Genomic DNA, 25,993 nt, shown 5'->3' on the forward strand with positions numbered 1-25,993 from the left:
TCAAGGGAAATTGCCATAAACTTTGGCTGAATTTAGCTTATTTGTGATTTTATTTAAATTAGGAGTATTGCTCATTTCAAATTTAAGTGTACCGCCTGCCAAAATCTCCTTATGGGTAATGTAATCTCTGTTTAGAATTTCTCCATTAAGCCAAACCGATTTAACATAAACATTATCTTTTGAATTGTTTTTTACAACAACCTTAAACTGTTTATTATCTGATAGCGTAATGGTTGCCGAATTAAAAAGTGGCGCCCCCAAGGCATAAGCATTTTGAGCTGGATTAACGGGATAAAATCCTAAAGCGTTGAAGATATACCATGCCGACATTTGTCCGCAATCTTCATTGCCACAATGTCCATTCGGTTCATTTTTGTATTGCGTTTCTAAAATTTGACGTATATATTTCTGCGCTTTGGAGGGCTTATCTATAAAATTATACAAATAGGCTACATGATGACTGGGTTCGTTGCCATGTGCATATTGACCTATCATTCCCGTACTGAACAGAGGTAATTTATCGGTCGGTTTGGGATGATAAGTGAACATAGAGTCTAGTTTTTGTTCAAAACGTTCTTTGCCACCTGTTTTTGCAATTAAAGTTTCTACATCATGGGGTACAAACCAGTAATAATGCCACGCATTGCTTTCGCAAAAGTAGGGACTGTATTCCTTGGGAACAAAAGGTGTGATAAAATTGCCCTTTTCATCTTTAGGTTGCATCCAAGAGTTGGTTGCGTTATGTAGATTTTGCCAATTTTTAGAACGTTCTAAGAAATAGTTGTAATCTTCAAGTTTACCTAATGATTGTGCGAACATGGCAATACACCAATCGTCGTAAGCATATTCCATAGTTTTAGAAACCGACCAGTTTTCATGGTGTTTATCAACTGGTATATAGCCTTTCTTCCTGTAAACATCTATTTGCCTATCGTTTGCCATAGCACTTTCTTTACAGGCTTGGTAAGCGAGTTGTGCGTCAAAATCAAATCCTTTAAAATAGGCATCGACAATTACAGGAACTGCGTGATAACCAATCATCATATTGGTTTCACTACCTTGCATAGACCATACGGGCAATTCTCCTGTTTCTTTATAATGTGCCAATAACGATTTTATAAAATACGGTACCAATTTTGGTTGTAAAATGGTATGCAATGGATGTGCTCCTCTAAAAGTGTCCCATAAGGAAAACGTATCGTATCTATTAAACCCTTCAGCTTTAGAAATGGGGTTGATACCTGGTTTTAACTGTCCATTTTCATTATTAGCGGTTTTGTAAGTTCCTCCATAGTCGCTAAACAAATTTGGGGTAAGCATATTTTGGTACATCATAGTGTAGAATATGCTCTTTTTGTCTTCATCGGGTGTTTCTATAACTATTTTTTTTAATTCATTTTCCCAGACTAATGTGGTTTTTTCCTGTTGATAATCAAAATCAAAGCCAGTAGTTTCCATTTTTATAGCATAGGCTGCAGCCTCACAACTTGTAGAAGACAATCCTGTTTTGATGATGATTTGGTCATTTTCTAGGGTTTGATATTTTAATACCATTTTGGTATTGCCTTTTATTGGGTAAATTTTTAGCGTATCGTTTTTATAGTAGTGGTGCGTATCAAAAGGTTTTGAAAACTGCATTTGAAAATACACTTTTTGGTTTCTTGCCCAACCTGTGGACATACGGTAGCCTTGTATGGTGGTATCATTTACTTTTTCAATATACGTTTCTGTGGGTTTATCCCAATTAAAAGCATAGCCTAAATCAATATGTATTTGGCTATTGCCATCTTTAGGAAAGGTGTACCGATGAATGCCTACTCGTTTTGTGGCCGTTAATTCTGCTTTTATGCCATAATCCAACAAATCGACTGCATAATATCCAGGGAATGCTTTTTCTTTTTCATGACTGTACGATGAATAGGGTTTGAAGTTATTGGCTTCTATACGCTTATTGAATCTGCTATTGGTTGGCATAACCAGAATATCGTATAAATCACCTGCTCCAGTACCCGATAAATGCGTGTGAGAAAACCCAGTAATAATGGAATCTTGGTAAAAATACCCAGCGATTCTATCCCAACCAGAAATACCTATGTCTGGGCTTAACTGTACCATGCCAAAGGGTTCGCTTACACCGGGATACGTATTTCCTGGGCCATCGGTACCAATAAACGGATTCACATAATCAACCAAAGGTTTGGTGTTTTCCTTTTTATCTGTATTCGTTTTACAAGAAAACGCAAGATTTATTAATAATATGTAAATACAAACCTTATTCATAAACACTTATTAATGAGAAGCTTTTATTACCTCAAAATGGGAGTCTTGAATATCAAAAAAAGCGACTCCTGAGGCTCCTGATTGTTTAACAATATCAATGGCCTTTGCCAATTCATTATCGGTCATTTCAGGTAAATATAGGCCTGTATGTAATTTGGTTTGTTTTGCTTTTAAATCGGTAAGCCCTTGCTTTGTGGCGAATTCTATCCAATCTAACCCTTCGTTATAAAAATTATTGTAAATCATCGGCATTACTGCATCAATATTCCATTTGTCCCAACGTTGGCGCACCATGTGATCTGCCATTTCGGGATAGGGAAATACCGCAGCGGTAAGATCTTTACCGTGTTTATGGGCAATATCATAAGCGCCATCTACTACAGATTTAATTTCGTTGAGTCTAAATTGTTTCCATTCAATATCTATGGCGGGGACTTCGGCTTGGGTTATATCTTTTCCAAATAGTTTTTTAAACTTATCTACGGAAGCCATAGAATAATCAAAATCAAAGTCTGGTAATTCTTCGTTTTGCACCAAATTATATTTTGGTAACAAGCCCACAGGAAGAAAAATATCTGGATATCGAATATAATCTAAATGTACGCTTTTAATGCCTTCAACCTTTGCTAAACCTTCCACAAGAGTCCAAATATGTTTACGGGCTTCTGGATGACTGGGAGAAAGCCATTGATAATAATCTACATAAGGGCGGTCCTCAAAACACGATTTTCCGCTACGGCTTACCATATACCAATCGGGATGTTTTAGCGCCGTAGTGTCTCCCGGTCTGTTCATGGTAAACATCCACGCATGAACCTCTAAACCTTCTTTGATGGCTAATGGCGCTACTTTAGATAAATAATTGGCATCTGCCCTTGTATCAATAAGCACAGCATTTATACCTGAGCTCGCATATTTTTTGAATTGTTTAATATGAATACTATCTGCAACATTAGCTCCAGCACCATACCAAACCCAATATTTAAAAGGTGGTGGTGTGCTTTCGGTTTGCGCAGTATTGATGCCTTTTTTTTCTTTTGAACAAGATACTGTTACAATGAAAATAATAGTAAGTAATTGATATATCGATTTCATATTGAGTACTATTTTACGATGATTTTACCATGTTGATTTATGATGATGGTTTTGTTGGAAAAAGGACTTTCTACCCAGATATTGTACCCTGTTTTATGGACTTCATATTTAGGGGTTATAGTTTTATTTAGAATTTGTTTCGGATTGTTTATGTTTTTTACTTCGATGCTTTTACTTTTTAAAGCATTGTGAAGTTCAAACAAATACCATTTTATATGTTCGTCTTTTGGAATGGTAAAATTACCACCTTCTTTAGAAAAATATACATAGCCCCATGTTTCGGGTTGATGCATTGCTACAACATTTTGAGGCGACCATACCCAGTTGTATTCTGGAAGGTGTTTGCCTTTAGCATCTTTTTTTCTTTGGTAAACTCCATCTTCTAGTTGAAAATCCCAATGTACTCTAGAAAAATTAACCCTCCAATATTTATCTTTCAAATCTATAGTTTGATAGTATGATGTGTTAAATACTTTTAATGGAATAGCTACCTCGATACTCCAACTTTTATCAATATCATTGGGATTATTTAGGGTGCCATCAACATGAATTGCAGATTTTATGCCTTTAGCTTCCCAATCGTTAAGTGCTAATGCACCATTGCGATAGGGTCTTGTAATGAATAAGTCCCATAGTGTGTTTAAGGCATTAAATTCAAATTCATAATAATTATGTGCATCGCCATCTGGGTCGATAAAAATTTCAAAATCGTTATTATGATAAATTATTGTGTCCCTTTTTTTTAATGTTCCCCATACATGTGGTTCTTCTAGTTGAGCAAAAAAATAAATATGATGTCTATCCCACAACATTTTTACTTGGGTTTTGTACTTGGGAGTTTTAACACCTTCTATGTCAATGAATGTATCTGAATATTGTGCATTTTTCCAAGAAGTTTCATTTTCTAAACCGTCAATTTTTATAGCTTCATTGGTGTAGTTTGCTATATAGGTTTTAGGTGTAGAAGGTATTGTTTGTTGAGCATAGCTATATAACCCTAGGGAAAAAAAAACTATGTTCCATAAGCCTTTTTTTAAAAGAGGATGTATTGGTGCTATTAATCTCATGTCTATTATATGCTGTTTGTTTTTGTGAATTCTAGTATTTCACTAATATAGCAAAAGGCTAGGGCTACCACGGTATCTGCGCCTCCATAGTAAATGGTTGCTTTATCGTTTTCTACATCTTGTAACGCCGCACAAGGGAAAATTACATTGGGGACATCGCCTACCTGTTCATATATTTCTGAAGGTGTTAGCAAGTAGGGCTGTGTTCTGTACTTTACAATATGAGGTTGGTCTGTATCTAAAATCGCGGAACCCATGGCATATCTAAATCCGTTACAGGTATTTATAACCCCATGATAAAACATAAGCCATCCTTCATTGGTTAAAAAGGGCACAGAGCCAGCTCCAATTTTTGTGCACTGCCACGCACTATCTTTGAAAGATGTAGGAGACATCATGTGCCGGTGCTCTCCCCAGTATTTCATATCGGGACTGTAACTCATATAGATATCTCCAAAAGGCGTGTGGCCGTTATCGCTTGGGCGACTCATCATAGCATATTTTCCATCAATTTTTTGTGGTAATAATACCCCGTTTCTATTGAAAGGTAAAAAGGCACTTTCACATTGAAAGAACTCTTTAAAATCGAAGGTATAACCAATACCAATAGTAGGGCCATTATGGCCTTCACACCAGGTAATCCAGTAGCGGTCTTCTAAAAACACCACTCTGGGGTCGTATTTATAATCGCCAAGAACTTGATTTTTATCGTGAGCTTTAAATTTAATAGGGGTCTCGTTGATGCTCCAATCTATGCCATTGTCACTAAAACCTGCAAAAATATTCATTTGCACTGCTTTATTATCGCACCTAAATACACCTGCAAAACCATCTTTATATGGCACTACGGCACTATTAAAAACGCTGTTGGATGTAGGAATGGCATCACGATTAATAATGGGGTTTTGGCTATAACGCCATACTACATCTTTTGACTCTTTAGGTCTTTCTTCCCAAGGAATTAGCTTCATTTTTTTAATTAATTTTTATACTTCCTTACTTTATCTAACCAAGTAAATTTTAAAATTACAGAAGTTACTGCAAATAGTATCAAAACGCAAAACATATTTGTGTAATCTCTAATCATAAAGTAAATAGGCAACAATATCATACTGGATTGCCAAACAATTCCAATAACACAGTTAAACATATCGATTGGAAAATCGTTATTTTTCTTAAAAACAGGATTGGTATCTTTAATAGACTTAAAAACAGGATTCCACCAACCCCAAGGCCTTACATTAGTGTAGAAGTTTTTAAGGGTATTTATATTTGTAGGAGGGGTTAAAAAAGTACCCAAAAATGCCCCAACTAATGAGAGTATAAGTATCACTGGAAAAGCATAAATAGCAGGTAAAGTTGCGGCTTCATACATAATTGAGCCCACTATAAAGTTATTCTGGTTTTGTTCCAAAACAAATTGCAGGGTTGCTACTACAAGTCCTGCTGCCATTCCCCAAAAGTAGCCCCATCCATTAAAACGCCACCAAATCCATTTCAAAAGGTTAGCTGCAACATAGCCTCCATATAGTGCACTTGTTATCCACAATGTAATTGAGTTTATAGATTCAGCAAAAAAGCCCATGATAACACCCAAAATTACAATACCAAAAGAAGCAAGATGGCTTGCTCTTATATAATGTTTTTGAGTAGCTTCTGGTTTAAAATATTTTTTATAAATATCATTTACAATATAAGCGGGTCCTGAATTTACAAACGCTGAAAATGTAGACATAAATGCTGCTAAAAGCCCTGCTAAAAGTATCCCTTTAATACCAACAGGAACATGATGATTTATAACTTTAGGTAAAATTATTTCTAAATCATTTGTAGATAGTGTATTTGATACAGCCATGTCTGGAGCAATAAATACTAAACCTAAAATAACAATTCCTGCTATAAGCAAATATCTAGGAATGAATAAAACCAAATTAGTAAATCCACTCATATAGGCCGCCTCTTTTACGGAGCGTGTAGAGAGTATACGTTGCATATCATAGCTTGGGGTAGGTCCAGCGATACTGGCAAAGAACCCCTTGAACAAGGACATGCCAATAAATGCTCCAAACATTTTATAACCTTGCGTATCAATTAAATCGTTAAAGGCTTGGTATTTACCATCCCAGAATCCATCGAGCTCCCAACCAAAAAAGACGGTACTCCATTCTTTTGAAATAACAGTCTCTAATTGTATATCTGACACTGAAATAAAAGTGTAGCTTGCAATTAAAATACCTGCTAATACCATAATGCCATATTGTAAAACTTCTGTAGCTACAACAGAGAACATACCGCCCTTTATAGTATAAATGGTTGTTAGGAATATTATTATTAAAGCATAACTTTGGTCCGATGATAACAACACAGAATCATTAAATATTAGTGTTAAATCCCACGGCAATATGATGGTTAAGAATTTACCAACGCCTTCAAAAAAATAAGCTATAAAACCTATCGAAGCAATAATGGCAAATATGGCGACTATTAGATGTGATGCTCTGCCAGCTTTATCATCTCCAAAGCGTGTTAAAATCCACTCAGAACCTGTCATAATATTAGAGCGCCTTATCCATGCGGCCAGAAAAACCATAACAAATATCTGGTTAAAAATGGGCCACATCCACATAAACATAAAACTTTTAACACCATATAAAAATAGGATACCAACCATCCAAGCTGTACCAGAGACATCAAACATCCCAGAGCCATTACTAAGTCCTAAATAGTACCATTTAATGCTTTTTCCTCCTAGGAAATAAGAATCCAAACCTTTGGAAGCTCTTTTGGAAATCCAAATACCAACACCTAAGGTTAGTGCTATATATACTCCAATTATTGTAACATCAATAGCGTTCATAAATTAATTTTTTACACCCCAGGTTTTATTGGGTTCTGGACCCATTTTAAATTTTAAAGAGCCTCCGTTTATAATTTGTTTGTGAGAGATAATTGTGCTATTAAAATCTTTATCATTTAAGGTTGCTGATTGTATATAGATATTTTTATTTGATACATTTTCAGCTTCAATAACAAATGCTTTATTGTTATTTAATTTGATAGTTGTTTTCTCGAAAATAGGACTTCCTATTTCATAGTTGCCTGAAGCTGGATTCATGGGATAGAACCCCATGGCACTAAATACGTACCAAGCACTCATTTGTCCGCAGTCTTCATTACCACTTAAGCCATTTGGAGTAGTATTGTATTGTGTGTTTAAGATATGATTTACCCAATATTGCGTGCGCCAAGGTTTATTGGCCTTGTTAAACATATAGGCAATGTGATGACTAGGTTCATTACCGTGGGCATACTGGCCGATAAGTCCTGAAATATCAACAGAAACATTGTCTCCTGTAATATCTGAGCTTTCTGTGAATAGATGTTCTAATCTAGATGTAAAGTTTTCGTTACCGCCGTGCATAGCAATAAAATCTTCAACGGCATGAGGTACAAACCAACTATGTTGCCATGCGTTACCTTCGGTATAATCTGTATGTTTCCTGTGGTTTGAATATTTAGGGTCAAAAGGTGTGTTCCACGACTTACCATCTTTAGATTTGCCACGCATGAAGCCAGTATCTTTATCAAATAAATACTGATATGCTTTTGAACGTTGCATGAATAAATTAAAATCTTCTTCTTTTCCTAGTGCTTTAGCCATTTGTGCTACACACCAATCATTATAGGCATATTCTAGAGTTATGGTAACCGATTCATCTAACAATTCATAAGGTATATAGCCAAAGGTCTTATAATGCTCTAAGCCTCTTTCATCTTGCATCATCGTGTTCTTCATTGCTTCAAAAGCTTTTTCAGCATCAAATCCGCGAATGCCTTTAAGGTAAGCTTCTACGATGACTGGTATAGAATGATAACCCGTCATGGTATTGGTTTCGTTACCGTATAATGTCCAAACTGGTAAAATTTTATTGGTTTGGTAGTATGCTAACATGGAATTTATAAAATGGGCTACCTTGTCTTTGGCGACTAAAGTAAGTAATGGGTGTTCTGCCCTAAAAGTATCCCAGAGTGAAAATGTAGAATAGGCTGTGTAATCTTGAGCTATTACAATACTGTCATTTTCCTTTCTAAATGCTCCGTTTTTGTCGCTAAATGTCACTGGTGCTAATTGACTATGGTAAAGTGCAGTATAGAACATTGTTTTTAGGGAATCTACTGGGGTTTCAATCTTTATATTTTGTAGTGAAGTTTCCCAAATATTTTCTGCATTTTGCCTAATAGCTTCAAAATCAAAATTACCAGAGTCTAAATTTTTTTTTGCGTTTTCTATACTTACTGAAGATAATGCCACTTTAACAAAAAGTTGGTTTGTGTTTTGATTATCAAAAACTAATTGCGTAGCTGTTTTTTTACCTTTAACAGTATTGTTTTTTGTTAAATCACCTTCGTTATATAGTTTAGAGTTTTTTATGGGTTTTGAAAATTTAGCAACAAAAAACACCTTTTGGTTTTTTGCCCAACCTGTGCTAAATCTATAACCAGATACGGTTTGTGCGTCTTCAATATGTATGGCGGTTTCTCTAGGCTTATCCCAGTTTATTGCATAGCCTAAATCTAAAACCACCGATTGTTTATCGCCATCTCTAAAGGTATATTTATGATAGGCGGTTCTTTGCGATGTAGTTAACTCAACATTAATATTATGGTCTTCTAAGTAAACTTGATAATACCCAGGAGAAGCGCTCTCGTTTTTATGAGAATATTTCGATTTATAGTTTAGGCTATCTCTTCCTTTAGGTGTAGGGGATAAATCTATCTCTCTGTTAATTGGCATGAGCAATATATCGGCTAAATCTCCAATACCTGTACCGCTTAGTGCTAAATGGCTAAAACCTATGGCTATCGAATCTGTATAGTGGTAACCTGAACACCAATCCCAATCTGATATGCCATTTACAGGGCTTACTTGTAACATACCAAAAGGCACTGTAGCTCCTGGATACGTATGCCCATGTCCTCCAGTTCCTATAAAAGTATTTACAAGATGTATTAATTTTGGTTTAGTGTTGTTTGCCAAAGAATTTTTACTTTGCTTGTTGCAAGCCAAAAGCAAAACAGTTAATAATAAATATGATAATATATGCTTCATATAATTTGGATTAATGTAAAAATTCATAATTTTATCGTCCTCCCAAATAAATTTAGACGGACAACGTCTAATCTAAGTTAAACACCAGAAAAAATATAGTAAAGAAACCATGGTTAAAATTTTGAATTCTAAGGAATATTATAAACTACCCTTTAAATTTCATGTAATCTTTTGGTTGATTTATTTTTCTTTCAATACATTTAGGTGGGGGAGCTATTTTGGCGATTATGTATATTCACTAAAGACTAATCTACTAGGTTTTCCTATCCACATGGTTTTGTGTTATTTAAATATTTTTGTTTTAATGCCGTTTTTGGTGTACCAGAGAAAATACATCTTGTATGTAATGGCGGTGTTAATCTCTATATTTCTCATGGTTTTGGTTAAGTTTAATCTTACCTATCTTTTAATAGGTCATAACGTTTGGCCTGAAGGTCCAGAAACGCTTAATTCACTATCCCTTAACTATGTTATCGATATGATGATTGGTGAATTATATGTGATAACATTTGTAACAGCCATAAAAATAACACTAGATTATTTACAGGAACACAGAAGAGTGGCTGAACTTGAAAAGGCAAATTTAGAAACCGAACTCATGTTTTTAAAAGCCCAAATATCACCTCATTTCTTCTTTAATACATTAAATAACATTCATTCGCTAGCTTTAGAAAAATCAAAAAAAACCTCTAAGGTTATTTTAAAATTATCTGAGCTCATGCGGTACCTGTTATATGAAACACGACAACGGAGACAAACATTAGAAAAGGAAATTTTGTGTGTGCAAAATTATCTAGATTTAGAACGAATAAGGCATAGTAAGTCTTTAGAGGTTGAGGTTTCTATAACTGGAGATATACAAGGCAAAAAAATAGCCCCCATTATTCTGTTATCTTTAGTTGAAAATGCCTTTAAACATGGGGTGAATAAAAATATAGGTAATATTAAAATATTAATTTCATTCAAGATTGAAGAAGATTTTCTATATTTTAGTGTATTAAATCCAATGCCTTCAATTATAAATCAAAATTTAAGTAATAATTATTCGGGAGGGATAGGGCTTAAAAATGTTAGAAAACGGCTTTCGCTAGGTTATTCTGAAAATGATTATAACTTAGAATTTGATGAAGTAGATAATATTTTTATAGCAAAACTAAAAATACGAGTAGCATGAGTACCAAATGTATAATAATTGATGATGAACCCTTGGCAATAAACGTTATCAAGAATTATCTACAGCAAATAAAAGGTTTTGAGGTAACAAAAACCTTTAGTAACGCTTTAGAGGTATTAGACTTTTTAAAAAGTGAACAAATAGATGTAATGTTTTTGGATATTAATATGCCTTTGTTTGATGGGTTGAGTTTTGTAAAAGCACTGAATGACCCTCCTTTGATTATTGTTACCACAGCCTATACAGAGTTTGCGGTTGAAACCTATGAGCTTAATGTGCTTGATTATCTCGTTAAGCCTATAGAGTTTCCAAGATTTATTAAAGCTATTAATAAAGTGGAACATAAACTTAGGAAGACAACTACAATGAATCAAAATAATAATATTAGAAAACATCTTTTTATTAAAATTGATAAAAAGAAAATGAAAAAGATTTATTTGGATGAAATATTAACTGTTGAATCTTTAAAGGATTATCTAAGAATAAACACCACCACAGGAAAATATATCATTCATAGTACTTTGTCTGATTTTACAGCATTACTTCCTAAGCATAATTTTATACGCATTCATAGGTCTTACACTATAGCTATAGATAAAATTGATGTTGTTGAAGGTAATAGTGTTGAAATAGAAGGTTTAAGGTATGTTATAGGTAGGTCTTACCTTGAGGAGGTTAAGAGCAAAATATTAAACCAATGAGTCGTCCTAAAATAGGTTGACAGTTTTTATAAATTAGATTAAATTAGTACCTTTTAAAAGTTTCTATTATTCTTAATCAGCTAGACCTAAATTATTACATTTTTTGTGGTTAATATGGTTTCTGTATTAAGCTCTTACTCAGAATTTACTTGGGCTTGCAACAAAAAGTAGGACAAATTTTTAAAGACCTATGCCACATTTTTACTTTGATAAAAAAGGTGTCCTATATCCTAAAAATAGGAATGTTTACGCTTGTTATTATACCATATTTTATATATTCAAAGAAACTTGTTTTATGGTTTGAAATTTACTATCATAAATCTAGTTCTACTTTTTAGAGTTTTAAAGAAGGATTTCTCTACAGCATTATCCTAACAATTTGCTTTTCTACTCACGTATTGTACAATAAAAATATTAGATTTTAATATTTTTCTAAATTCCCTTGAGGCATATTGGATACCTTTGTCTGTATGTAAAAGTAAAGATAGGGTTATTTATCTTTTGGATATAGCCATTTTCTATGCAGGAGTAAAGGTTTGATTTATATGGAGGATTGTACTTAATGATTAAACAATCACTTGTCTGTCGTATAAATCAATAAAGGTAGTCAGGTACATTCAACCTTTTTGAGTTTTAATATATGTAATATAATATACCCAAACTTCATTTAATCTGCTAGGGTTAAAGTTTTTATCTAACAGATTTCTACAAACTGAACATTTATAATTGGAATCTATAGAGATCTTAAACTTTCTTTTATGTTTACTTTCCCAATTATTATCTTTCATGATTTTAGAAACCCTGAGCCTAGATATACTTTTAATAGTACTACTATTCTTGTTGATGCTCTAGGTCTTGTATTTTATGTTCGAGTGCACGTAACAACTCTAAAGCATATTTAAGTTATTAAATAAAACGCTGTAGATTGTAAACAAGTAGCGAAACCTATTGGTTTAAAGCTTATTTTATAAGTTGTTACGTTTTAATGAATTAAAAATAATTAATTTAGGTTTTCACCTTCAATTTTTTTCACCTTTAGCTTTTATAGCATGTTGTTGGTCGAAAAACCTTTTGGATTCTTAACTTTTTTGTAACATTTACTTAAACATAAATTTTAACTATTTCTAAACTAATTAAATTAAAACTAGTATGAAGAAAAAATTATTATTCTTTTTAGTTTTTGTGTTTTTGTTGTCTACAAACATAATAAAAGCGCAAAATGGTATTGTAAATGGAACAGTACTAGATCCTAATGGAGTGCCACTTCCAGGGGTTAATATAATGGTAAAAGGTACTAGTAACGGTACTTCGACTGATTTTGATGGTAACTATTCTATAGATGTTAGTCCTACAGCAACCTTGGTATTTACCTTTGTTGGTTATGTGACAAAAGAGGAGGTTGTTAATTCTCGAACAGTAATTAATGTAACATTGCAAGAAAGCCTAGAGGCTTTAGATGAAGTTGTAGTAACAGCTCTTGGTATTAAAAAAGAGAAGAAAGCTCTGGCTTATGCGGTTCAAGAGGTGGATTCTGAAACTATTACAGCTGCTGCAAACCCAAGCGCTACATCTGCTTTGCAAGGTAAAGCTGCGGGGGTTAATATTACCAATTCTGGAGGTATTACAGGTAAGCCAAGAATAGATATTCGCGGAGCAAGTTCCTTAAGCGGAAATGATCAACTACTATGGGTAATAGATGGAGTACCCTTTTCTACACAAGACTTTACATCAGATGCAGAAGATTTATTTGGTGGTAACTCTAACGGTGGAGGATTTTTGGATATTAACCCAGATGACATAGAAACCATTTCAGTTTTAAAAGGAGGTCCCGCAGCTGCATTGTACGGTGCGCGTGGTGGTAATGGAGTCGTGCTGATAACAACTAAAAGCGGTAAACGTTCTCAAGGTTTAGGTATATCATACACAGGCTCTACTACATTTTCTGAAGCTAGCTTTTTTCTGGATACCCAAAGGGAGTATGGCCAAGGTATTGATGGTGTTTACGATCCTAGCTCAAGGGTGTCTTGGGGACCTCGGTTTGATGGTGTAGAAAGAGAGGCTTGGACGGGTGAGTTATTGCCTTATCAATCTGAATCTAATTTATTAGAAGATTTTACAAGAACAGGCGTAAGCACAAGACACGCCATAACTTTTACTAAAGGAAGCGAGGACGGAAACTTTAAGGTTTTGGTAAGTAAAGATGATACACAAGGTATTTATGAAGGACAAGCTTTAGAGCGTTTAAATTTTGATTTTAAAGCTAATTACGATATAAATCCTTGGTTAAATGTTGACGCAAAAGTGTCTTACATTAATACGCAAGGATTTCAAAGACCAACCATTGGTAGATATAGTTTTGTGTCGTTTTTTAACACAATGCCGGCTAATATAAGAACTCAAGATTTGTCTCCTGGTTTTGTTATTGAAGATAACAAGACAAAAGAAATATTATTTGGACCGAGTGCAGTTTTAACAGAAAACGCTAATGCCAATAACAGAAACCCGTACTTTTTACAAAACCAAAATTTTAACAGAGATCAACGTAATAGATCATTTGGTTATTTAGCCACAAATGTTAAGTTTTCAGAGGCACTGAGATTAAAAGTTAAATATGGTTTAGATATTTATCGCTACGAGCAAGTGTTTGGTGCGCGCTTTGAAGATCAAATATTTTTTAATAATACACCGTCTATTAATACTTCAGAATCATTTTTTAAAGAAGAGAATGCCGAGTTTTTATTGAGTTATAACAAAGATTTAAACGAAGACTTTAATTTAGGAATTAGTGTTGGTGGTAATCAAATGCGAAGGGGTATCGAGTCTCTAAATGCATCATCTGGTAAGTTGGATTTTGAAAGTACATTGTTCTTAAATGCAGGTTCCAATATACAAGCTAATGAGCAATTTATTGATGAGGAAATTCACTCCTTATACGGTTTTGCAGATGTATCTTATAAAGATTATTTGTTTTTGAACGCTACGGTAAGGAACGATTGGTCTTCTACTTTACCCATAGCAAACAACTCTTTTTTATATTCATCAGTGGGGTTAAGTGCATTAATTTCAGAAATGGTTGAGATGCCAGACTGGATGAATTATTTAAAAGTAAGAGGTACTTGGGCAGAAGTAGGTAAAGCCTCTGAACCTCAAGAGACAAAACCAACATTTAATGTCTTTAATAGTAATTTCAATATATTGCAAACAAACACACCACCCACAGGGGTAGATCCTTTTTTGCAACCAGAAATTTCAACCACCACAGAACTTGGTGTAGAGTTTAGGTTGTTCAATAATCGTTTAAATTTTGATATTGCTTTGTATGATGAGCGCACTAGAAATCAAATCGCTTCGATACTTCCAAATTCAACAAGTCTTTATTCAGGTTTACTTACTAATGTAGGTGAGATTTCTAATAAGGGTATTGAGGTGTATACAACTGTAATACCTGTTAAAACTGAAGATTTTAATCTAGGCCTAACTCTTAATTTTGCAACTAATAAAGGTGTAATAGAGGAGTTGCCCGATTTTGGAGCTGATTTTTTCACATACTTTAAAAGTAATACTATCATAGAAGAAGTACGTGGTTATGTTGGTGAGCGTTATGGTGATATTTATGGATTTAAATACCAAAGAGATGCTGACGGAAATCTTATAGTAGGAGCAGATGGTTTACCGGCAAATACTACTGAAAAAGAGAAAATTGGTAATATTCAAGCAGATTTTACAGGTTCAATTGGTATTAATGCAGCTTACAAAGGAGTTTCCTTAAACGCCTTATTTACTATGCAACAAGGCGGTGATATATACTCGTTAACTGAAGCGGCTGCTACAAGTACAGGTAACTCATTAAGAACCTTGTCTTTAGGAAGAGAGCCTTTTTTTACACCTAATGGTATTCTAGCTGATGGTAGCTCAAACACTACAATAGTTAGTCCTCAATCTTATTGGCAAACCGTATCTGGTATATCCGAAGAATTTATATATGACGCTTCGTTCATGAAATTAGGAGAATTATCTCTTGGGTATTCTTTCCCTAAATCTATAATTGAGTCTTTAGGTAAAGGAGTAATTAATAGTGTTAAACTATCTTTAATAGGAAGGAATCTGTTTTACCTATATAGAAATACACCGGGCACAGTACCTGATGCAAGTTCGTTTAACTCATCAGTTGGAGGTCAAGCTTTTGACTTTTCTCCTGTGCCAGTAGAAAGAACCTATGGCTTTTCTTTGAATGTTAAATTTTAAAAAAAGAATTATGAAAAAAATATTAATGCTATTAACTGGCGTGTTTTTTATAGCAGTCAGTTGTACAGAGAATTTTGAGGAAATTAACACGAATCCCAACGCGGTTACTGCCCCTCAACCAGAACTATTATTTAACAGAATTGTTACTACGCCAGTTTTTGATTATCAACGTAACGTAAATTTATATGCAGATTTTTATGCACAATACTGGGCTAATACGGTATCTGGTTTTGAGTCTGGTAGGTACGAGTATGTAGATGGATGGGCTTTTACGGGATGGAATGCATTTTTTGTAGATGGTTTGGCTAACATCAAATCACTTCAAAGCATATATGGTGATGATCCATTTTATAACAATTTAATGCAAGTTTTAGAAATTTGGGAAGTTTCAGAATGGGCCAGAATGTTAGCCTACTATGGTGATTTACCATACTTCGACATTGGCTTTGGGTCAAAAGTGCCTTACAACACTGAACGTGATATTTATTACGATTTGTTTGATAGATTAAATAATGCAGTAAATGCTATAGATGCTAGTGATACAAACCAGTATATAATGCCAAGTGCTAGTGATTTAATATATGGTTGGGATTTAGATAAGTGGAAACGTTTTGGAAATTCTATGCGATTACGATTAGCTATGAGAATTTCTAATGTAGATCCAGGGAAAGCACAAACTGAAGCAGTAGCTGCTATTAATGGTGGAGTAATGCAAAGTAATGATGATGTAGCACATATACCAGCTTGGGTAAATGGCTTTTATGATTATTTACGTAATATGGCTATTTTATGGGATAATATTAGGTGTTCTAAAACATTTATTGATTTGATGTACTCTCAAACATCTATGGAAGATCCTAGGGCAAGAATTTGGTTTGGTTACAAAGAAAGCTCACCAATGTTTGGCAGTGAACGTCTTGAAGGTGTTGAAAATGGATATAATATCTTACCTGCAGATGCTAATGATTTTGCAACAATGAATGAGAATACCACATATATTGGTTTTACAGGAAACGATGCTGAAATAGATCATTATCAACCCGTAATGCTATATGCTGAAGTGGTATTTTTAAAAGCTGAAGCCGCATTAAGAGGGTGGATAGGAGAAGACCCTACAACTTTAATGCAAGAAGGAGTGAGAGCCTCTATGGAGTTTGTAGGTGTAGATCCTGCTGCGGCAACTGCATACATAAATGAAGTGCCAGTATTGTCTGGTTCAAATGAAGAACAATTAAAGCAACTGATAACCCAGAAATACATAGCTAACTTCCCTAATGGAAGAGAAGCTTGGGTAGATTTTAGACGTACAGATTACCCAGATCTTACTTTACCTATAGATGGTGTAAGTAGTGCTTCTACAGTAGCACAAGGAACTTATGTGAAACGTATTAGATATCCAGATAATGCATTTAACACAGAATCAGATATGTTACCACCAGACCAAAATACAATTGATACAAACCGTATGGATAACAAGTTATGGTGGGATGTTGCAGACACAAAAACAAAATCTAATGGTTTGATGAATAGTAATTTTTAACAAAAAAATAAGATGAAGATATTAAACAATTTAAAAAAAGTAGCATTTGCATTACCGCTGGTAGTACTGTTCTTTACGGTATCCTGTGATAATGACGATGATTCAACTACACAGAATTTTAATATTGCTCAGCTAGAAGAGAGAATAGCTGAGGCTGAAGACTTAATAGCCACAAGTGTTGAAGGTATTAATGCAGGAGATTATCAACCAGGCTCTAAAAAGGCACTTCAAGATGTAGTTAACTGGATTTATAAGAGAATAGAAAGTTCGGAATCTCAAGCAGATATTGATGATGCTGTTATTAAACTAAATGCGGCTATAGATAAGTTTTTGGTTAGTGTAGTATCTGAAGCTTTTCCTTGGGTAAAACAATCTGCTGGGGCTGGGATACAAATCTCTGATAATATTAAACCAATATTATTGGGACCCTCTACAATAGAGTTACAAGTATATGTTGTTGATTTAAACCAAGCAGGGTATTCAAACAATCTTTTTTCAATGGAAAGTGAACCATCAAATGGTAATACAGTTCGTTATTTTGGAAATGGACTTATTGAAATCGTTACTGGCACAGGGGCTGGTTGGCCCGTAACATCTGCTCCTGAAGAAACATTGAAAAGCGGTCAATGGGTTAATGTAGCCTATACTAATACAGGTTCTGCACAATCGCTCTATATAGAAGGACAGTTGGTTGCTACACACAATGAAACCATAGGAGCATCTGATGGTCCTTTTATAATAGGTAATGGACCAACATGGACCGACCGCGTGTGTAATGCCTTATTTAGAGAATTTAAAGTTTGGGATTCGGCATTGGATCAATCAACAATACAAGCAAATATTGGTACTTCTGTAGAAGGAACAGAAGCGGGTTTATCATGTTATTTTCCATTTGGGTCTAATTTAGGAGATAGTTTCTCAGATGTAACAGGCAATTTTAACGCAACAATTAATGGAACTGTAGAATGGGTTTCAGAACCACCTGTAATAGTTTTAGACTATACAAATTTAAATGCTGCTATTCAGGAAATTACCGATTTTAGGGCAACGATTACCGAAGGCGATATGGATGGTGACTATCCTGTAGGAACTTTAGACTATATTGATAGTATACTTGCTAATGCGAATGATGTTGTAGCTAATGAAACAAGACAATCTGCTTTAGATGATGCAGCTGATGCAATAGCAAGCGCAATAGATTTAATTAATTCAAATTTAGTTGGTTCTGCAGATGGTATTTATATTGATAGAGATGACCCTAGTGCTGTTGGTTTAAGAATTACACCAAATTATACGCCGCAAGGAGATTACACAGTAGAGTTTGATCTTAAGCTAAAAACATTACAAATGGGCGGGTCAGGCGAAATATTTGGTAATGGTACTTATGGTTTAAGGGTGTATGGATTTACAGAGCCAACAGAAGAAGAAATTCTTGCTTCAGGAGGTTTATGGAACTTCACCGATGTTGGTGGTTGGGGAGGGCCTGAAGCTCCTGCTCTATCAGTAAAATCACAAGTATGGCAGCACGTTGCTATAGTTCATGATAATACGGCAATGACCACATCTATCTATGTTGATGGTGAAATGGTTGGGCAATCAACAGATATTGGTGTACCAAACGTTTCTGGATGGGGTGAAACTTGGCTTGGAAATTCTTGGGGAGCAAAAATGAATGGATCCATTAAAGACTTTAGGATTTGGGATCAAGTACGTTCTGTTAATCAGTTTGATGCCGATATCGATGGCTCAGAGCCAAATCTTCAAATGTATTTTCCACTTAACAGAGTTAAAGGTATTCAATTTAGTGATGAAACAGGAAACTATAGCGGAGAAATGCGCGGTATAGTTTGGAATAATTAAAACATATTTCGTTTTAATTAGTTTGGTTTTTGTAAAAAGAAGTACCTTGTATAAGGTGCTTCTTTTTCTTTTATATGGAATGTGATAAAGGTTTTTATATTCAAACTACAAATGAATTTTACATGCTAATAGTAATATAATTTATTATTTGGTTCAAAAGATTAAATATAAATTTACTGTTAGTATTACTTATTCTATTAAGAAACGCCTATTTATGTAATATTTAATAAAAAATGATAAAGAAGAATAAAGTCATTAATACAGAATTATTAAAAAGAGCATTAAAAATTTCAGTTTATTTACAGTTTATATTAGTATTTAGTTTTTGTTGTAGTGGCAATACTGCAGATGGTACAAATACCTCTGAGAAACCTAAGAATCCTCTACAAGATTTCAAAACCTTAAATTATAAAACGTTTAGTAAAACCAGAATAGCATTTGGAGCAGGTCTTAGCCAAAGTAAAATAGCAACTTTTACTTTAAATGAAGATAATACTAATGTTAAGGCTGTGAAAATGTTTATACAGTTAGATTGCCCCAATGCAGGGTGCAATATTTGGGATGTTTATGCCAATATCAGTGTCAAGGATAAAAAAACTAAAAAGTGGTTTGAGTTGGGGAGATACATTACACCTTATGGAGTAGACACCTCACAATTAACACGAGGTATTGAAATAGATGTTACCGATTTTAAATCTCTTCTAGAAGGTCAAGTAGAACTTCGTGCATTTATAGAGACTTGGGGAGATGACGGTTGGAATTTATCGGTTGATTTTGATTTTGAAGAAGGCATTCCAGATTTTCCCTATTACGCCGTCTCAGAAGTTCTTGCTTATAACAGTTCTTCTTTAGGAGGAGTTCCATACGGTAGTAGTTCCGCAGGCTTTGATTTATCCAAAACAATTACTGTTCCTAGTAATGCATTTAGTACACATTTAAGAACTATAATAAGTGGTTGGGGACATGCAACTCCAGCCGATAGCGATGGTAGAGGTTGTGCTGAGTGGTGTTTTAGAACGCATCAAATTAAAATTGATAATGAAACTAAGTTTACGCACGAGCTTAAACCAATAGGGTGTGGTAGTAATAAAATAAACTCGCAACGAGGTAATTGGGCATCAGATAGAGCCGGTTGGTGCCCAGGAATGGCAGTGCCAGTTAGGATTGATGAGTTTGATAAATCAAATTCTAATGTAACATTTAATTTTGAATACGATTTTGAAGATTGGGTGTCTGATGGGGGTACGCAATCTGGACAAACAGGAGCTTTCTATGCCATTTCTACCTATGTTGTGGTAAAAAGTAAAACTCCAATTGATGCTCCTGTAATTACCAATTAATTCGTGATAAAAGCTGTTAATAAATAATAAAGCCGGCTATCTTTAAAGTGATGCCGGCTTTCTCTTAAGAAAATATAACTGCTATTAATCAACTTTTAAACTATAGGTTTCTATGGCATATTTACCAATTTCCAATTGAGGTGAAACTGGTACAGGGTTTTCTTCAATAATGTTGGTATGATGATAAGATTTAATATCAAAATAAGAGGATACATTCACTGTTTCCGTACTACCCTCTACATTATACATCCTTGTAATAAAATCTTCAGAATCTTCTGCTTTTTTAATAGTAGTTATGATAATATTGTCCGCATCAATAGAGAAGAAACTTAAATTTTGCGGTAAATAAGGTTTTGAAGCGGTAATGGGATTAACTACCACATGAATCGGCTCATTTTTTTGTTTCGCTATCTTTTGACCTGATACACTACCTGCTTTGGTTGAGGTGAGCACATTATGAAAATCGTGATTTCCACCCTGCGAATATTCGTTACCTTCCCAATGGCACGAGGTTCTACTGGCCAATAGCAAATGCTGTAATATATTGCTATCGGTTTTACCTGTTGGGTCTATCCAATCTGCGGCTGCTACTGATGAACTTAGTGTTATAGAAACTTCGTTATCGGTTGCCGAAATCCAATCTATAATAGCTCTTGGGTGTACGTCTTTACATAGTGGTGTGTAGCGTTCTCCAGCAGTTTCAATTTCGTCCTTGCCTACTCTTACAGTACCAAAAGGTACTTCATGGGCTATTTCAGGGTTTTCCATGTTTACTGGGAATGCTGTTCTAAATTCTCTATAAAGTTCTCCAGACCAATTTCGTAAACTGGTGTTAAAATACACACGTTTTAAGTCGTGGTACAAGGTAATGTCTTGTCTAACTATAGCATGTTTTATTTGTTGTTCCACTCTATATTTAGTGTACACAGGACCATTTTCTAAAACTTCCCAATCGGTATTGTGCAAGCTTACTTGGTCATAGTCTACCATAGTAGGTTGCTGTATATCTCCAAACTCTCCAGCGCCATTACCAACAGATTGCATGGTGAAAACGTCGCCTGTTTTAAATACGCTATTATCAAACAATTCTTTGTTCAATTCTTTATCGAAAACTGAAGTCATACCACCTTTTTCAAAATTGATGCGATAATAAGGGTTTTCATAAACACTTTTTGAAACATTGGTATTGTTGGCAAAGGTTGTTTTTTTGTTTTTAACATAGTAGGTTGCATATCCTATAGATGGAATATTTTTAGCAATAAAAGTAACATCAGCACTTTTTAGACTTCCATCGTCATGATATTTGGCATTTGTAATTTGTGATGGGATTATTTTTTTGTCTTTATTAACTATGGTGATGCCATTTTTGTAACCTTTTGGAAATTGTAGTGTAGTGGTTACAGGGTCTGTTCTTTCCCAAGACAAACTATTAAAAAGCACAATAGGTATTCCTATTTTTTCATTTTTTTTAATTTTAGATGCAATGATATTTAAACCTTCATTTAAAAGGTTTTGCCCCATGGTTCTCGATTTTATCAGATTTTCTTTAAATAGATTATCGGTAACATCGCCATCATGACCGCCCCAGCCGTGGTCTGGATAAATTTTGGCTTGCCACGCTTCATCAAAAGTTTCAAACGGATAAGGTGTTTTAACAGGGTCTAATTTATTGGCAATGGATAGAAATTTTTCTGCGGCCGGTAGTAATTTAGAACCCTCTCTACTAGCAGTAAGAGCATCATGATGCCCTGGCCCATGAATGTATACCCATACATTGGGGCGTTCTCCCATGATGGTATCTACTTTGGTGGCATGTTGTTCTGCTAGCGGTAGGTATTCATCAACCGTCATAAGTTCCATTTTCGGTAAATTCACTTCAACTTCTTTTCTGTTGCTATCCTTTACTTTATCGAAGGTATTCCAAGTATCAATATAGTCAGAATAATCAATGGCAGGCAACATGTCTTGGCTGGACAATAGGGGGGTGTGTATTTTGCCATCTTCAAAACTGTTTTCCCACCAAAGTATTTGTTCTGCTCCGTATTTCATTTTGCTGTTCATGTCTCTGGTTAGGTATAATAAATCGTTTCCATAATGCCCAGGGGAGTAAGTAAACACAGAACTACCATCTGGACTCGCCCAATGAAACATTCCCTTTGCATGCCTACTAATAACCATATAATCTACACCTGCTTTTTTTAGTATTTGCGGATATTGAAGGGTTTTACCAGGTACATCAACATTCCAATATACTTTAGAGTCGTATCCACCAAAGGTCTTTTTTACCCATTTTTTACCTAAATATAATTGGCGTACTTGGTCTTCGGCATCATACATGTCTTCGTAAGGGCAGTTGTAAGTGGCTCCAACAGAAACTAATTTTCTATTTAATAATTCTGTAATTTGTGCCTCAGAACCTGGGTGGCGGTCTATGTATTCACGTAACATTAAACCATCTTCAATGTCAAAACCATAGTCATCGCGTATAAAAGCATCCTTTAAAACGGGTGCCAATAACAACGTGTCTCTTAAAATAATACAAACCGAAGGTCTATCTACCCAAGCAATATCTTGGTGACTGGAATTCATTATTGAAACTAAACCTTTATCGTATTTCTTATCGAAGAAATTATCATAAGTATCAAAGAATTCAGGTTTATAAAGTTTGGCTAAAGAAGCAGTCCAGTAGGGATTGTAATTGGTAATATGATGGTATAAAAATGAACCAACAATGTCTGTTTTCATGCCAGAGCCATCGCCTTTTTCAAAAGTTACTGTTATAGTTTCATTGTTATAAATAACCTTAAAACTATGTTTAGGGGGGCTAATTTCGAAAGACACTTTAGCTAATTCGCCTTGGCTCTTAAAAGTTTTTGGTTTGCTCTTTTTTCCGTCGGAAATTAATTGAATGGGGTTGCCAGCAAAATGAGCAGGGGCATCTACATACAGTACATTATCTTTCTGCTTGATACTGAAGGCCATTTCTTCTGTAACCGATTTGTTAATACGCTCAACAACATCAGTGCCCTTAAAAATCATAAACCAGCAGTTGGAATTTTTTTTGCGTCCTACCACTTTAATTTTAGCACTTTTGCCTTTTATAATTTTTGGGGTAGGTACCGATAGCCTGAAAGCTCCCAGACCATCGCCATTGGCATCGCGCCTTACCAAAAAGTATTGAGCATTACCATTACCAGGATTTTCGGTGATAGACAAAGAACCATCTTTGTTAGAATTAAAAGTTAGCAGGTGTTGGTCGTTTACAAAAATGTCGAATGACTCCCTTAAATTAAAATCAATATCGCTTAAAAAAAAGAAGTTAACCATATCTTTACTGTAGTTTTTAGGCACTTCTCCTGTTAAAAACTCAAAGCCTTTTTTACCTGTGGTAGCTCTTGCAATCATTGAAATATTAAGGTCTTCACGAAGTGATGGGTATAAAAAAAACTCTGAGCCTGAAAGCATTTTTTTGTAGCCTTCTATATCATCTTTGCATATTTGATGTAATTTGTAATTTGTGTTTAATTCTTGAATGTGACTTACATTAGTTCCTCCACCATGATACAGTAAGTTAGGTAACATATTAGCAAAGGAGGTGCATGTTGCTAATAGAATACTTAATATTAAAAAAAGATGTTGGATTACTTTGTTAATCTTAAACGTCATTTTTTTCTTTTTTTAGTTTAGACAAAAGGTGTTTTTTTATAAATGCATTTTTGTATATATAGTTTCCTCATAATGTAAATATTATGCTAGGTAACTATTTATAAACAAATAGTGTCCATACTACATGTTATAAGTAAAAATATAAGTTCCTCTATTTTTATAAAGTTTACTAGATTAGGTAGTTTATGAACAACTAAATCGGTTTAGTTGTTAGGTAAATAAAAAACTAAAACGATTTAGTGTCTCAAATATATTGAAAAAAATAACATAAATTAATACTATTTTAAACTTTAAATTTAGTGATAAGATTATTGTTTTTCCAATTAAAGTTATTGGAGACCCGATATAAGTTGTTTGGCTTATTTGCTAAGTTGTTTGTCGAAAAAGAAGTTTTTAGGTATTCCTATTAAAAATTATTCTTAAAAGGAGTAGCTAATGTTTAAATTTTAGTTTTTAATAATATGAAATGAAAATTTTATAAATAAGAAATGTTTGAAGATTCGGAATACTCATAACGATAAAAAAACACTAAATTAGCGAAAAAATATACAGGTAAATATTATTGGTTCCACAGCATAGGTTAGTAATAATGAAACATATATGTATTATAAGTCGCCAAGGAATACAAAAAGATTAGTTGAAAGTATAAACACACCATGAACTACTTAATAAGAGTTGTTTTGAGAGTGGAGTTGTTAACTTTACTCGGACATAAAATTTAAGACCGTTTGTTACAAAACAAATATCTTAGAAACATGAAAAAACGATATTACAGCCCCGAATTAAATTTGGTTAAGTTACCAACGAGATAACATAAAAGAACTAGCAGACGAACTGGACATAGAGGTCCTTAGAATCTATAAATGGCGCAAGGCAGCTAAAACAGCTACATTGCCTAAGCCTGAAAAACCAATCCCCGATGATACTTTAGAGCTTAAAAGACTTCGAAAAGCTCTAAAGGAAAAGGAGCTTGAACTTGAGATATTAAAAAAGGCCGTGCACATCTTCTCCAAGAGCGAAGGGAAGTCTATGGATTTATAGCCAGCTATAAACATTTATATCTAATCGAGAGGATGTGCAAGGTTTTTAAAGTAAGTAGGAGCAGTTTTTATAGGTAGTACAGTGCCGGCCCGTCAAAACGAACACTGGAACATAGCCTGTTTACGGATTTGATAAAAAAGGAATTTCTCCTGAGCCAAAGGCGTTATGGCTCCACGAGAATAGCTGAGCAACTAAAACGTAAAGGCCACTATATATCTAGGTGCAGAGTGGCTAAAATTATGAGGGCGAACAATTGGGTGAGCAAGCACAAAAGGAAGTTTAAGGCTACCACTGATTTCAATCACAAATATCTGGTTTGCAGAAATTTATTGAACAGAAACTTTAATCCCAGTAGGTTAAATGAAGCTTGGGTCAGCGATATCACTTACATCCATACCAATCAAGGCTGGCTGTACCTGACCACCATTATTGATCTGTTTGACAGGCAGGTAATAGCTTGGTCATTGAGTACAAGTTTACACACCAATCAAACAATTGTTCCTGCATGGAGAATGGCTGTAAGCAAGCTCAATATAAACATGAATTTAATATTTCACTCAGACCGAGGGATACAATACGCCTCAAAAACATTTAGAACATTTATTAAATCCAACCCGTTGGTGACTCAATTTATGAGTAGAAAGGGAAATTGTTGGGATAATTCAGTTCCTGAATCCTTCTTTAAAACATTAAAGGTTGAACTTATTTATGATGATGATTTTAAAACTATAGAGCAGGCTAAGACTGCTATTTTTGAATACATCGAAATATGGTACAACGGGAAACGATTACACTCGTATTTGGGATACAAAACTCCTTACGAAGTAGAACAAGAATTTTATCAATTTAAAAATGTGGCATAGGTCTTAAAAAA

The 25,993-nt window shown here is 34.4% G+C and carries 14 protein-coding genes; 7 read left to right on the top strand and 7 right to left on the bottom strand.

The annotated features are described in order from the left end of the window. The 6 genes from BWZ22_RS09905 to BWZ22_RS09930 are packed head-to-tail and all read right to left on the bottom strand — an operon-like array spanning window position 1 to window position 9,552. Window positions 1-2,280: a GH92 family glycosyl hydrolase gene (locus BWZ22_RS09905; protein WP_076699717.1), complete on the bottom strand. Its 2,280-nt coding sequence runs from the start codon at window positions 2,278-2,280 to the stop codon at window positions 1-3. 9 nt (window positions 2,281-2,289) lie between these two features. Further along, a complete protein-coding gene (locus tag BWZ22_RS09910; RefSeq protein WP_076699718.1) occupies window positions 2,290-3,375 on the bottom strand; it encodes a family 10 glycosylhydrolase in 1,086 nt (361 codons plus the stop codon). An 8-nt stretch (window positions 3,376-3,383) separates the two neighbouring features. Beyond that, the gene (locus BWZ22_RS09915) at window positions 3,384-4,442 is read right to left on the bottom strand and encodes a carbohydrate-binding family 9-like protein (protein ID WP_076699719.1); all 1,059 of its coding nucleotides are present in this window, start codon (window positions 4,440-4,442) and stop codon (window positions 3,384-3,386) included. 5 nt (window positions 4,443-4,447) lie between these two features. Further along, complete coding sequence (locus tag BWZ22_RS09920) at window positions 4,448-5,413, bottom strand: glycoside hydrolase family 130 protein (RefSeq protein ID WP_076699720.1); 966 nt, start codon at window positions 5,411-5,413, stop codon at window positions 4,448-4,450. Between the two features lie 8 nt (window positions 5,414-5,421). Further along, entirely contained in the window at window positions 5,422-7,299 is a 1,878-nt protein-coding gene (locus BWZ22_RS09925; protein WP_076699722.1) for a sodium:solute symporter family protein, read from the bottom strand. 3 nt (window positions 7,300-7,302) lie between these two features. Beyond that, window positions 7,303-9,552, bottom strand: a complete 2,250-nt coding sequence (locus tag BWZ22_RS09930; protein ID WP_076702406.1) for a GH92 family glycosyl hydrolase — start codon at window positions 9,550-9,552, stop codon at window positions 7,303-7,305. Between the two features lie 346 nt (window positions 9,553-9,898). Here BWZ22_RS09930 and BWZ22_RS09935 point away from each other — a divergent pair, with 346 nt between their 5' ends. The 6 genes from BWZ22_RS09935 to BWZ22_RS09960 all read left to right on the top strand — a co-directional run bounded on the left by BWZ22_RS09935 (window position 9,899) and on the right by BWZ22_RS09960 (window position 20,412). Beyond that, window positions 9,899-10,726 (top strand): sensor histidine kinase, encoded by an 828-nt coding sequence (locus tag BWZ22_RS09935; protein WP_371326802.1) that lies wholly within the window; start codon window positions 9,899-9,901, stop codon window positions 10,724-10,726. Continuing rightward, a complete protein-coding gene (locus BWZ22_RS09940) occupies window positions 10,723-11,427 on the top strand; it encodes a LytTR family DNA-binding domain-containing protein (protein ID WP_076699725.1) in 705 nt (234 codons plus the stop codon). Before BWZ22_RS09935 ends, BWZ22_RS09940 begins: the two co-directional genes overlap by 4 nt. Before the next feature lie 1,149 nt (window positions 11,428-12,576). Next, window positions 12,577-15,672, top strand: a complete 3,096-nt coding sequence (locus tag BWZ22_RS09945) for a SusC/RagA family TonB-linked outer membrane protein (RefSeq protein WP_076699726.1) — start codon at window positions 12,577-12,579, stop codon at window positions 15,670-15,672. 10 nt (window positions 15,673-15,682) lie between these two features. Further along, window positions 15,683-17,212, top strand: a complete 1,530-nt coding sequence (locus BWZ22_RS09950) for a SusD/RagB family nutrient-binding outer membrane lipoprotein (protein WP_198027593.1) — start codon at window positions 15,683-15,685, stop codon at window positions 17,210-17,212. 12 nt (window positions 17,213-17,224) lie between these two features. Beyond that, the gene (locus BWZ22_RS09955; RefSeq protein WP_076699729.1) at window positions 17,225-19,072 is read left to right on the top strand and encodes a LamG domain-containing protein; all 1,848 of its coding nucleotides are present in this window, start codon (window positions 17,225-17,227) and stop codon (window positions 19,070-19,072) included. Between the two features lie 233 nt (window positions 19,073-19,305). Beyond that, window positions 19,306-20,412: a peptide-N-glycosidase F-related protein gene (locus BWZ22_RS09960; RefSeq protein ID WP_076699731.1), complete on the top strand. Its 1,107-nt coding sequence runs from the start codon at window positions 19,306-19,308 to the stop codon at window positions 20,410-20,412. 84 nt (window positions 20,413-20,496) lie between these two features. Here the strand turns inward: BWZ22_RS09960 and BWZ22_RS09965 are convergent, their stop codons facing one another. Further along, on the bottom strand, window positions 20,497-24,078 hold the full coding sequence (locus BWZ22_RS09965; protein WP_083692266.1) for a glycosyl hydrolase-related protein: 3,582 nt from the start codon (window positions 24,076-24,078) through the stop codon (window positions 20,497-20,499). 1,169 nt (window positions 24,079-25,247) lie between these two features. On the opposite strand from BWZ22_RS09965, the gene BWZ22_RS09970 reads away from it, so the two are divergent. After that, window positions 25,248-25,982 carry an IS3 family transposase gene (locus BWZ22_RS09970; protein WP_083692269.1) on the top strand — a complete coding sequence of 245 codons (735 nt, stop codon included), beginning with the start codon at window positions 25,248-25,250 and terminating at the stop codon, window positions 25,980-25,982. Window positions 25,983-25,993 lie beyond the last annotated feature (11 nt).

This window comes from Seonamhaeicola sp. S2-3 (assembly GCF_001971785.1).
GTDB lineage: Bacteria > Bacteroidota > Bacteroidia > Flavobacteriales > Flavobacteriaceae > Seonamhaeicola.